At 38.9% G+C, this 12,451-nt stretch carries 8 protein-coding genes and 3 pseudogenes; 5 read left to right on the top strand and 6 right to left on the bottom strand.

The genetic code is table 11. The annotated features are described in order from the left end of the window. Positions 1–29 precede the first annotated feature (29 nt). The 3 genes and pseudogenes from HX13_RS16025 to HX13_RS16015 all read right to left on the bottom strand — a co-directional run bounded on the left by HX13_RS16025 (position 30) and on the right by HX13_RS16015 (position 4,243). A pseudogene (locus HX13_RS16025) lies at positions 30–2,409 on the bottom strand (transglycosylase domain-containing protein). A gap of 6 nt (positions 2,410–2,415) precedes the next feature. Next, positions 2,416–2,880, bottom strand: coding sequence for a gliding motility lipoprotein GldH (locus tag HX13_RS16020; RefSeq protein WP_050021924.1), 465 nt, complete (start codon positions 2,878–2,880; stop codon positions 2,416–2,418). Then, a complete protein-coding gene (locus HX13_RS16015; protein WP_050021923.1) occupies positions 2,873–4,243 on the bottom strand; it encodes a stage 0 sporulation family protein in 1,371 nt (456 codons plus the stop codon). Before HX13_RS16015 ends, HX13_RS16020 begins: the two co-directional genes overlap by 8 nt. A 278-nt stretch (positions 4,244–4,521) precedes the next feature. Here HX13_RS16015 and HX13_RS16010 point away from each other — a divergent pair. The 5 genes and pseudogenes from HX13_RS16010 to HX13_RS15985 all read left to right on the top strand — a co-directional run bounded on the left by HX13_RS16010 (position 4,522) and on the right by HX13_RS15985 (position 10,552). Next, positions 4,522–5,777 (top strand): annotated as a pseudogene (locus HX13_RS16010) (OmpP1/FadL family transporter). A gap of 9 nt (positions 5,778–5,786) precedes the next feature. Beyond that, positions 5,787–7,337, top strand: a complete 1,551-nt coding sequence (locus HX13_RS16005; protein WP_050021922.1) for a G-D-S-L family lipolytic protein — start codon at positions 5,787–5,789, stop codon at positions 7,335–7,337. Positions 7,338–7,422: 85 nt separating this feature from the next. Further along, positions 7,423–8,361 (top strand): ribose-phosphate pyrophosphokinase, encoded by a 939-nt coding sequence (locus HX13_RS16000; protein WP_050021921.1) that lies wholly within the window; start codon positions 7,423–7,425, stop codon positions 8,359–8,361. A 56-nt stretch (positions 8,362–8,417) separates the two neighbouring features. Beyond that, positions 8,418–9,059, top strand: coding sequence for a 50S ribosomal protein L25/general stress protein Ctc (locus tag HX13_RS15995; protein WP_050021920.1), 642 nt, complete (start codon positions 8,418–8,420; stop codon positions 9,057–9,059). Between the two features lie 272 nt (positions 9,060–9,331). Continuing rightward, entirely contained in the window at positions 9,332–10,552 is a 1,221-nt protein-coding gene (locus HX13_RS15985) for an aminotransferase class V-fold PLP-dependent enzyme (RefSeq protein WP_050021918.1), read from the top strand. A gap of 93 nt (positions 10,553–10,645) precedes the next feature. Here HX13_RS15985 and hemE read toward each other — a convergent pair. The 3 genes and pseudogenes from hemE to HX13_RS15975 form a co-directional block, all read right to left on the bottom strand. Next, a pseudogene (gene hemE, locus HX13_RS15980) lies at positions 10,646–11,674 on the bottom strand (uroporphyrinogen decarboxylase); the annotation flags it as partial. A gap of 58 nt (positions 11,675–11,732) precedes the next feature. After that, on the bottom strand, positions 11,733–11,936 hold the full coding sequence (locus tag HX13_RS24585) for a hypothetical protein (protein WP_238555422.1): 204 nt from the start codon (positions 11,934–11,936) through the stop codon (positions 11,733–11,735). Next, a complete protein-coding gene (locus HX13_RS15975) occupies positions 11,917–12,417 on the bottom strand; it encodes a uroporphyrinogen-III synthase (RefSeq protein WP_238555421.1) in 501 nt (166 codons plus the stop codon). The genes HX13_RS24585 and HX13_RS15975 overlap by 20 nt, the downstream gene beginning before the upstream one ends. Positions 12,418–12,451 lie beyond the last annotated feature (34 nt).

The raw sequence follows: 12,451 nt of genomic DNA, 5'->3' as shown, positions 1-12,451 counted from the left end.
AAAGGTCTTATATATTGTTAAAAGAGAATTTATTTATTGAAGTCTATCTCATCATTCGAGTGAAGATTTTCATTAATGTTTTCTTCTTTCTTTTCTACCGGTTTTTTAGGAGTAGGGTCTATCGGTCTTGGATTTTTAATCTCATCGATGGTCTGAAGGCTTCCGTCATCCCCATATCCTCCTCCAAGGCCTTTAAGGTTTGAACATCCGTCTTTCCAGTCAGAAGGTTTGGTAAACTTATCATCAGGTGTAATTCCTAAGCTCTTATCCGCCCAGACCTTCTTCATGAAGATGGCCCAGATTGGTAATGCCATTCTGGCTCCCTGTCCTTCACCTGTACCATAGAAGTGGGTTGCTCTATCTTCCCATCCAACCCATGCTCCGGTTGCTAATTTAGGAGTGATTCCCATAAACCATCCGTCAGAGTTATTTTGAGTGGTACCTGTTTTGGCAGCAATCTCTACTGCTTTTGAAATTCCTCTTCTTCCCAGTTCACCGGAAGCGGTTCCGTATTGCGCAACACCTTTCATGAGTTCAATCATGGTGTAGGCATACATAGGGTTCATTACTTCTTTCGGCTCTACGTTTACTTCCTTGATGACTCTTCCGTTGGCGTCTTCAATTCTCCAGATCATTTCCGGTTTATTATAGTTACCATAGTTAGCAAAAGTACTGTAGGCTCCAAGCATCTCATAAATAGTGATATCTGATGAACCTAAGGCAATAGTGTTGTTTCTTGGAATATCTTCTGTGACACCAAGATCTCTTGCAGTTTGAATAACAGCATCTACGCCCGTCATTTCAATAAGTCTTGCAGCAACAGGGTTTTGAGAGTGTGCCAATGCGTCTTTTAACGTAAGCATTCCTCCTCTTCCCGGTACATGCCATCCTTTGTGATCGTAGGTCCCGTTGGAAACGGTTGAACAAGGTGTCATTCCCAGTTTCATAATGGCAGTTGCATATACGAAAGGTTTGAAAGTAGATCCTACCTGTCTTTTACCTTGTTTGATATGATCGTATTGGAAGTGCTGCCAGTCGATACCACCTACCCATGCTTTGATCTCTCCGGTTCCCGGAACCATTGACATTAGTCCTGCCTGAGCAATTTGTTTATGGTATCTGATAGAGTCCCAAGGTGACATTTCAACCTCTTCCTCTCCGTTCCATGTAAATCTTGATGTTTTGATCGGTTTCTTGAATTCCATCATGATGGAGTCTTCAGGCATACCGTCAGCTTTCAGTAATTTGTAGCGGCCGGTCCTTTTCATGGCCTGAACCATTACATCATTAATCTGTTTGTCTGTAAGGTAATAGAAAGGTCTGTTTTTCCTGCCTCTCTGTTCCGCATCAAATCTTTTCTGGAGATCAGTTAAGTGCTCTTTGATTGCTTCTTCAGCATACTTTTGCATTTTAGAATCAAGGGTCACATATATTTTTAGTCCGTCTTTATAAAGATTCAGTTTCTTGCCTGTTTCTTTTTCGTTGGCCTCAAGATATTTGTCGATCTCTTTTCTCAGATAGAATTTATAGTATGCAGAATATCCGTCAGTAATACTTTTAATAGGGTGGAAATCTACCTCAACAGGTGTATTGACTGCTTTTTCATAGGTTGCAGCATCAATATAGCCCGTTTTCTGCATCTGGTCCAATACTACATTTCTTCTTTCCTTTGCTTTTTCAGGATACCTGTAAGGATTGTTCTTTCTGGGATTTTCAAGCATTGCTACAAAAGTAGCAGCTTCAGGCAGCGTTAGCTCTGAAGTTTTTTTTGTTAAAATACACTCTGGACGCCATTTCAATACCATTGGCATTGAAAAGGAAGTCGAATTTATTAAAATAAAGAGTGATGATTTCCTCTTTTGTATATCTTTTTTCAAGGCTTACGGCCACTACCCATTCCTTAAGTTTTTGGAAACCTCTTTCAAGTTTGTTCTGAGAAGCATTTCCTGTGAAAAGAAGTTTGGCAAGCTGCTGGGTAATGGTGGAACCTCCACCACGTCCTCCACCGTATGCTACGGCTCTGGCAACGGAATATAAATCAATTCCTGAATGTTCTTTAAAACGTTCGTCCTCTTTAGCCTGAAGAGCATAAATAAGATAGGGAGGAAGATCTTTATAAACTATAGGTTGTGTTTTTTCTTTTTCAAATTTACCTAAAGTAACCCCGTCTGAAGAGATAATTTCAGAAGCGACAAAGATGTCCGGATTTTCAAGTTCCTTTACATCCGGCATTTCCCCAAGAAATCCTTGAGAAACAGCAAAGAAAAGTCCTGAAATTCCTAAAACTACTGCAATGAGTCCAATCCAAATAAATGAGACCCATTTTTTCCAAGAGGTATCTTTCTTTTTCTTGGGAGGCAGAGGAAACGTTTTCCCCTTACTTCCTGCATTTTTTTTGTTTTCTTCCATTTATGGTTACGGTTTAGCCGTTTCTATTTTTACTCCAATATCTTCTATTCCCGGAAGGTTGTCATTTCTCATCGCCTGGATAAGGCCGATTTCATATTTTCCTTTTGCAGGAAACCTGTACTTCAACTTATATTGAAACAATGTTTCTTTTGTGTCACCAAAGCCTGTACCAAGCCATTCTCCATTTGGTTTTGCCAGGATATAATTTAAAGTGTCCGTCTCCTTTTTCTTATTTTGAAGGTCGGTGAAATTAACAATTAACCTTATATTGCTATAGGGGTAATCATTATTGTTTCTTACGACAAATATAATATTTTTAGGATTCTGCGGATCTGAAATTTCAAGATTAAATTTTTGCTCGCTTTTCTTATTCCATTTATTATCAACAGAATTCATGATAATGTCTTCTCCCTGGGAAGAATTACAGCCCAAGAAAAAGATAAGGGAAAATAATCCTAAAATTTTATGCATTTTTATCTTTTTTTGGAGGATATTTCTTTTTAAACTTTTTCTTATTCGGGTTTTGTGGCTTTTTATCAGCATCTGTATTAACTTCTGCCTTTTCTACAGCGGCTTTTGGCTGAGGCTGAGGCTTTTGTTGTTTATTCTGGTTCCCTGTATGAGGATTAGGATTTTCAGATTTTTCAGTCCGTTCCTGTCTCTCCGGTCTGTTTCTTTTTTGTCCTTGTCCCTGCTGATTGTTATTTTGCCTGTTTTGATTGTTTTTGTTTCTATTTCCCCTGTTTTTCTTTTCAAAGCGATCCATATTATTCTCCTGAATAAGGTCAATACTTTGCACAGAAGATTCAGGTTGCTTCAATTCTTCCAAAGGAGGGGTTTTTTCACCTCTTTTATTTTTCGAAATCAGCTTTTTGACAAGATCAATATCAAAATCATACCAGGCAATAGAGTTTTCTACGTAAGCAAACCACATTTTCTTTTTGAAAACATCTATTTTGATACAGAATGCTTTTCCTTTTTCTGTTTCCAGTGTTGTAGAGGAGGAAGGGAAATGGCTTAGTGCATCCAGGTAACTGTCCAGTTCGTAGTTAAGACAGCATTTGAGTTTTCCGCATTGCCCCGCCAGCTTCTGAGGATTGATGCTTAATTGCTGATATCTTGCGACATTTGTGTTTACTGATCTGAAATCAGTAAGCCACGTGGAACAGCAAAGTTCACGTCCACAAGAGCCGATGCCTCCTACCTTGGCTGCTTCCTGTCTGAAACCGATCTGTTTCATATCGATTTTCGTTCTGAAAGACCCGGCGTAATCCTTGATTAGCTGTCTGAAGTCTACCCGGTTGTCAGCAGTATAATAAAAAGTGATTTTTGAAGCATCTCCCTGATATTCTACATCAGTAACTTTCATTTCAAGGCCCAGTCTCTGAGCAATTTTCCTTGCCTCAAGCTTTACGCCGTCTTCTTTTTTTCTTGCTTCCTGCCATACCTCAAGATCTTTTTGGTTGGCCTGTCTGTATATTTTGAGTGCAGATTCTTCAGAAAACTTTTTCTTTTTCATCTGAATCTTTACTAATTCTCCTGTAAGGCTTACAACGCCTACATCGTGTCCCGGACTTGATTCTACTGTAACTACGCTGCCTATATGTAAAGGGATATTATTTACATTTTTATAAAAAGATTTCCTGTCATTTTTAAACCTAACTTCTACAAAATCACACCTGTTTGGTGCAGGGTTGTTGATGTTAGAAAGCCAGTCAAAAACACTTAATTTATAACTATTCCCGCAGGTATTTACATTTTCACAGCCACTTGCGGTTTTCTTAGGACCACAAGAATGTGCAGAATCGCCGGATGTTTTACATCCACAACTCATATTACTATTATTTATAATCTTGCAAATTTATGTATTTTTATCTTTATGCAATTCTAAAATAGTTAAATATTCCATAACAGCATTGTTTAACATTAAACATTCCAATAAATGTGACTTTAGAATACCCACAAATGTTTAATAACGATGCTTTTGTATAAAACTTTTCCTGAAGTATTATTTTAAACATAATTTTCTTTTAAGATATTGTTTAAAATGTTGGGAAATATTAACAGACCTATTCAAAATAATTTTATATTTGGATTATATAATAATAGTCTATGAAAAAAATATTAGTATCAACTGCTTTATTGGCGGGCGTTTTTTATCTTACGCAGGAGGCTTCAGGGTATCTCTGCAAGGGGTAAAGCAATTGGCAATGGCGCATACTAGTGCTCATGCCGAAGATGCGAGTGTGACATTCTTTAACCCGGCGGGTATGTCATTTATCCCTTCCAAGCTGAGTATAGTAGCAGGAGGGTTTGGTGCAAGTAATAAAGTTACTTTTCAAAACTTAAATACGTTACAAAGTACAGAAACGGATAACCCTTTAGGGACTCCTATCTATGCAGCGATTACTTATAAACCACTGGAAAACCTATCAGTAGGTTTCAGCTTTTCAACGCCTTTCGGAAGTACCATTCAATGGCCTGAAAACTGGGAAGGTAAGGAAATGGTACAAAAAATGGAATTGAAGAGTTATTATTTTCAGCCCATGGTTTCTGTGAAGCTGGCTCCATGGTTATCTTTCGGTGCAAGCTATATCTATGCGAGAGGAAAGGTAGATTGGGATAAAGCGGTAACGCAGTTCGACGGTCAGGTTAATATCAATGATGAAAAAGCAACCGGACACGGATATGGTTTCGGATTCTACTTCAGGCCTGATCCTAAGCTGGATGTAAGTGTGGCTTACCGTTCACCGGTGGATATGAAAGCCAAAAACGGTACAGCGACTTTCAAATTCCCGTCGCAGTCTGTTTATTCCCAGCTGAAACTCAACGCTGCCGGACAGGATGCTTTCTCGGCAACACTTCCACTGGTTGAAGAATATACAATAGGGTTAACTTATAAAGTAACTCCGAAATGGCAGGTTTCTGCAGATTTCAACTATCACGGATGGGAAAGATACAGCAGGCTGACTTTAGATTTTGCCAATGCACCGATTGGAAATCAGGCAGATCCGACGATTCTTGTGAATCCTAAGAATTTTAAAAATTCAAAAACATTCAGACTGGGGACCCAGTATGCATTCAGCAATATGATCTATGGACGATTAGGTGCTTATTATGATGAATCACCTTATACCAACGAAAACTTTATTCCGGAAACCCCTTCATTTGATACCTATGTGATTACAGGTGGGGTAGGATTTAAGCTGAAGCAATTCGGAATTGATATTGCGGGAGGATATGCTATGCCTCAATATAGAAATGTGAACAACGCTAACCTTGGATTCTACGGACAGGCAAAAGCAAGAGCGTTTTACTTTGGTCTAGGTTTATCTTATAATCCTTTTTTAATTTTTAAAAGACTATGAAAAAAAATTATAATATCGACAATTGCAGTTTCTGCACTTCTTTTTACAGTAACAAGCTGTAATACGGATTTCGATACGGATGTGAAAGATATTCCGGTTACAAAAGGAGATGCAGACTTTTCAAAATATATTTCTTTAGGAAATTCACTTACTTCAGGGTATCGTGATAATGCGTTATACAGCAGCGGCCAGAATGAATCTTATCCAAGTATGATTGCCACGCAGATGAAACTTGCTGGAGGAGGAGAATTCAAACAGCCTCTGATGCCGAATGATGTGGGAGGATTTATCGGTCTTCCTGGTTTTTCAGGAAAATTGACGCTTCAGGTTGTTGGTGGGGCTTTATCTCCAGTACCAAGCGCTCCGGCAGCAGCATTGGATATTTTACCTAACGGAGGCTCTTATCAGAATATGGGGGTTCCGGGAGCAAAATCTTATCATTTGGTTGCCCCTGGGTATGGGAGCCAGGCTGGACTTTCAACGGGAACGGCTAATCCTTATTTTGTAAGATTTGCTTCTTCAGCAACAACCAGTGTTTTAGCTGATGCCATGGCTCAAAAAGCAACATTTTTCTCTCTGTGGATAGGAAATAATGATGTATTATCCTATGCAACTAACGGAGGAACCAATTCACAGACAGTAGGAGGTGTTACTACCTATACTCCTGCTACCGTTCAGACAGGAAATACTAATGTTGCGAATTATAAATCAAATGATATTTCTGATCCTGCTGTTGTGGCAGGTTCTATAAAAGCGGTTTTAGATGGTCTTAAAAGCGTAGGAACTACAAAAGGTGTGATTGCCAATATTCCTTATGTCACATCAGTTCCATATTTTACAACGGTGCCCTATAACCCTTTAACACCTGCGGCTTTAGGAGCTAATTTAGCAACTCTTAATACTAATTTATATGGACCTTTAAAACAAGCGCTTACTGCTTTTGGAGCCGGAGATAGAATTAATTTACTTTCTACTACTGCTCCCAATCCGGTTCTGATTAAAGATGTTGCTCTGCAGGATTTATCAGTGCAATTAACAGCTGCTTTAACTCCGTCTCTAGGTTTACCGACAGCAACGGTTTTCGGACAGATCTTCGGACAGGCAAGACAAGCAACGTCTGAGGATTATATCCTTCTTTCTACCAGTTCTGTGATTAACAGCACCGCGCCAGGTGCACCGGCTCCGGTAAATATTTATGGAATTTCTTATCCGTTACAAAACCAGCATGTATTAACAAAAACAGAGGCTGCTTATGTAAAAACGGCAACAGATGCCTACAATGCTTCTATAAAATCGCTTGCAGATTCCTACGGGTTAGCATTTGTGGATGCCAACAAGAAAATGGTTGAGCTGAACAGTCAGTCCGGAATTGTATTTGATGGTGTAAGGTATACCGCCAAATTCGTAACCGGCGGAGCCTTCTCCCTGGATGGCGTTCATTTGACGGGACGAGGCTATGGTATCGTTGCCAATGAATTTATTAAATCTATTAATGCGAAATATAGATCGACTTTACCTCTGGTAGAAGCGAACAAATATTCAGGAGTTAAATTCCCTTAATCATTGATAAAATAAAAACTTAGAAGCCACAAGAGTAATTCTTGTGGTTTTTTTTTAAATTTGCAAAATCTTTTAAAAAGTAAAAATGGCCGATCAGTTAAGTTATCTATTTTGTACAAGAACCAGCAGGGACTTGGCAGAAAAAATTGCCCAGCATTATGGGAAAGAATTAGGGAAAATCAACTTTCAGGAGTTCAGTGACGGGGAATTTGAGCCTGTTTTGGATGAATCTGTAAGAGGGGGAAGAGTTTTCCTAATCGGATCTACGTTCCCTCCTGCGGACAATCTTTTGGAACTTCTTCTAATGATTGATGCAGCAAAAAGAGCTTCTGCAAAAAGCATTACTGTAGTAATTCCTTATTTCGGGCTTGCAAGACAAGACAGAAAAGACAAACCAAGAGCACCAATCGGGGCTAAGCTGGTTGCTAATCTTCTGACTGCAGCAGGAGCAACAAGAATTATGACAATGGATCTCCATGCGGATCAGATTCAAGGATTCTTCGAAATCCCTGTAGACCATCTGTATGCTTCCACAATTTTTGTAGATTATATCAAATCTCTGAATCTTGAGGATCTTACGATTGCTTCTCCGGATATGGGAGGCGCAAAAAGAGCGAAAAACTATGCCGGTCACCTTGGGGCAGAAGTAGTAATTGCTTACAAAGAAAGAAAAAAGGCAAACGTTGTGGAAGAAATGTTCCTTATTGGAGATGTGACAGGTAAAAACGTTATCCTTATCGATGATATGATTGATACCGCAGGAACGCTTTGTAAAGCAGCAGATATCCTGATTGAAAAAGGAGCAAAGACTGTAAGAGCGATGGCGACTCACGGAGTGCTTTCAGGAAAGGCTTACGAGAATATTGAGAACTCAAAAATTCTGGAAGTTATTGTAACTGACTCAATTCCTGTTAAAAATAATTTGTCATCTAAAATAAAAGTGCTATCTTGCGCCCCATTATTTGCAGACGTTATGACCATGGTTCATGAGCATAAATCAATTAGCAGTAAGTTTGTTATCTGATTGGTTTCTAGCGATTTGCAAAGTAAATTAAAAACAATTTTTTAAATTTTTTATAAATGAAATCTATTACAATTCAAGGTACAAAAAGAGAAAGCGTGGGCAAAAAGTCTACAAAAGCTTTACGTGATGCTGAATTAGTTCCTTGTGTTGTTTATGGAGGTGAAGCCCCTTTGAACTTCTCTGCTGAAGAGAAAGCTTTCAAAGGATTAGTATACACTCCTGAAGCACACACGGTATCTATTGAGGTTGACGGAAAAACAATTCCAGCTGTTCTTCAGGATATTCAGTTTCACCCAATCACTGACAGAATTCTTCACGCTGACTTCTATCAACTGGCTGATGATAAGCCTGTTATCATGGAAGTTCCGGTAAAAGTTACAGGACGTTCAAAAGGTGTTGTAGCTGGTGGTGTTTTACGTCAGTCTTTCAGAAAATTGAGAGTAAAAGCTATTCCTGCTAACTTGCCAGATGAAATCGTTGTAGATGTTACTCCATTAAGAATTGGTAACAAACTTTACATCGGTGATATCAAAACTGAAGGATATTCTTTCATGCACCCGGACAATGCAGTAGTAGTTGCTGTTAAGATGTCTAGAAATGCAATGAAAGGAGGTGCAGCAGCAATGGATGATGAAGATGAAGAAGAAACTGCAGCAGAAGGAGCAGCTCCGGCAGCAGAAGAAACTGCAGCAGAATAAGTATTGCTTATTTAAAGATATAAAAACCTGTCAATCTGTTGGCAGGTTTTTTTTATTATTAGAAATGTGAAAACCATTCAGCAAATGGGCGGTCTGCCTTACACGGCTTGTTTTTGCTACTTTGCTTTATCAGTTTTCTTCGCCATATACTATCGAATATTTCTATCAGCTGATAATGATCACTAGCCAACCTTGTGCTTCCTTTCGGAAAAAAAGCCGTAAATTTGAAGGGTTCTAAATAAGGACCTGTTAATTTAAAAAAAATAAATAAAATGTTTGACATTCAGGAAATAAGAAGCCAGTTTTCTATATTGGACAGAGAAGTGAACGGTAAACCCCTGGTTTATCTGGATAATGCAGCTACCTCCCAGAAACCCGATTCGGTTTTAGAAGTCTGTCATGCATATTATACCGAGATTAATGCTAATGTGCATAGAGGAATTCATACCCTAAGCCAATTAGCCACAGAAGCAATGGAGCTTTCAAGGAGAAAGATTCAGAAGTTTATTAATGCAGAGCATGATTTTGAAGTGATTTTTACCAAAGGTACCACGGAAGGCCTTAATCTTATCGCTTATATTCTGACACAAAAATTACAAAAGGATGATGAGATCATTATATCATATCTGGAGCATCATTCCAATATCGTTCCATGGCAGATGCTTTGTGAAAGAACCGGTGCGAAGCTTCGTGTAATTCCTATTGATGAGAATGGGGTTCTTCAGCTGGAGTATCTTGATGAGTTCTTAAGTGAAAAAACAAAAGTGGTTTCGGTAAACCAGGTTTCCAATGCATTGGGAATTGTAAATCCTGTCGAGGAGATTATTGCCAAAACAAGAGCAAATACAGATGCTTATATTGTGATTGATGGTGCTCAATCTGCACCACATTTCAATATTGATGTTCAAAAACTGGACTGTGATTTCTTTGTTTTCTCCGGCCATAAAATGTATGCTCCGATGGGAACCGGTATATTGTACGGTAAGAAGGAAATACTTGAAGCGCTACCGCCATTCCATGGAGGAGGTGAGATGATTGCTACCTGCTCTTTTGACGGAACTACTTATGCAGGGCTTCCGTTTAAATATGAAGCCGGAACGCCTAATGTAGGCGGGAATATTGCTTTGGGAGCCGCTGTTGACTTTATGAATAAAGTAGGACGTCAGAATATTCAAAATCATGAAAATGCTTTATTAGAATATGCTCAAAGACAGCTTTTGGAGATAGAAGGACTTAAAGTTTATGGTGAGAAAGCTAAGAGAACAGGTGTTGTTTCTTTTAATCTTGAAGGAGTAGGAATTTCCTCTGATGTAGGGATGATCCTTGATAAAATGGGAGTTGCAGTAAGAACAGGACATCATTGTACACAGCCTATCATGAGCTTTTTTAATATTGCAGGTACCGTAAGGGCAAGTTTTGCGGTTTATAATACCTTTGAGGAAATTGATCTTTTGGTGGAAGGAGTTAAGAAAGCACAGCGAATGTTGAGTTAGTAATACTTTAAATCAAATATATAAAAAAGCCCTGTCAGCAATGATAGGGCTTTTGGATTATCTTATATTTTCGAGGTGAAGACTGATTTTTTTTTACAGATTAGGTTTCCAGTCAACAACCGCTCTGATGAATGCCTCCGCATTTTCTACAGGAACATTAGGCAGGATTCCATGTCCCAGGTTGGCAATATACCTGTCTTTTCCGAACCGGCTAATCATTTCGGTTACCATTTTCCTGATAGTTTCAGGAGTAGAATGAAGTCTTGCAGGATCAAAATTTCCCTGCAGTGTCATTGTATGATTAGTCAATGTTCTTGCGAATTCCGGTTTAATAGTCCAGTCAACGCCAAGTGCAGAAGCTTTGGACATGGTCATATCCTCAAGTGCAAACCAACATCCTTTCCCGAATACTACTACATGGGTTAGAGGGCTTAGCGCTTCAACAATCTGGTTGATGTACTGCCACGAGAACTCCTGGTAATCTGTTGGAGAAAGCATCCCACCCCAGGAATCAAAAATCTGAACGGCAGATACCCCTTTTTCTACTTTTCTTTTTAAATAGGCGATTGTAGTATCAGTGATCTTCTGAAGTAACAGATGAGCTGCTTCAGGTTGCTGGAAACAGAAAGACTTGGCAATATCAAAAGCTTTGCTTCCTTTTCCTTCCACGCAATAACAAAGAATGGTCCATGGTGAACCGGCAAAACCGATCAGCGGAATTTCATTGTCTAATTTCTGTAATGTAAGCTCAATAGCATCAAAAACATATCCTAAAGTATCATTCACATCCGGAGTTTCAATATTCTGAACCTGTTCCATTGTCCTGATCGGAGTATCCAGCCATGGACCAACAGATTCTTTCATTTTGAAATCAATTCCCATTGCCTGGGGTACTACCAGGATATCAGAAAACAGAATCGCAGCATCCAAAGGAAATCTACGGATAGGCTGTAATGTGATTTCAGCAGCAAGTTCAGGGGTCTGACATCTTGTAAAGAAATCGTACTGATCTCTCAGGGCAATGAATTCCGGCAGATATCTTCCCGCCTGCCTCATCATCCAGACAGGAGGTCGTTCAACGGTGTCTCCGCGAAGCGCTTTTAAATATAGGTCGTTTTTTAATCATAATCTATTTTAAACTAACTGATAATATTGTCAATGTTTATGGCAATACCAGTTTTTAATCATTACTCCAGGCTTCTTTTCTTATCAGCTCAAAGATAGAAGTCAGGTTGTTGTCCTCCGAAGTAAAGATCTTTCCTTTCGTATAATTTCTTAATTCTCCGGATGTAGTTTCTCCAATGGAAAAAAGCTTCATATTTTCCAGAGAATTCTGCTTTGCAAAACTACGAACTCCACTCGGACTAAAAAAATACTGCAGCATGATATTTTTCAGTTATTAAAGGATTGATTTCCTCCGTATTATATATGGTGACTTTTTTGTATTTGATATTCTGTAACGGCAGATCTTTATCCAGGACATTGATGGCAAGATTGCCACAGAAGTGGAGAAACTGTTCATGCTGGCAATGCCCGATGATAAACTGAGAGAGAACATCTGCATTTTTCAGGACTTTAAATGTTCCAAACCCGTTTTTTCTCAATGCCTTCTTTGTTTTATCTCCTACACAATAAATTTTATTGTAGTTTTTAGCCGTGAAATCTTCGTTTGGGCGGAAGCGGTTTTTGAAGAAAGCTGCCACTCCGTTGACACTGGTAAAAATTAATGAATAATTTTTCAGGTCAAACGGGGGGATTATTATAGGTGTTGTCTTAATTACCTCAACACAGTCAGCCGTAATATCCTCTCCTAGGGCTTTGGATATTATTACCGGGTCTATATTTTTGGTAAATAAGATTTTCATGTCTTTGAAAATTAAAAATGAAAAGGTGTGGTGA

Source organism: Chryseobacterium sp. P1-3, from assembly GCF_000738495.1.
Taxonomy (GTDB): Bacteria; Bacteroidota; Bacteroidia; order Flavobacteriales; family Weeksellaceae; genus Chryseobacterium; species Chryseobacterium gallinarum.
The sequence above is the reverse complement of the archived record's forward strand: the minus strand, read 5'-3'. Positions and strand labels throughout refer to the sequence as shown.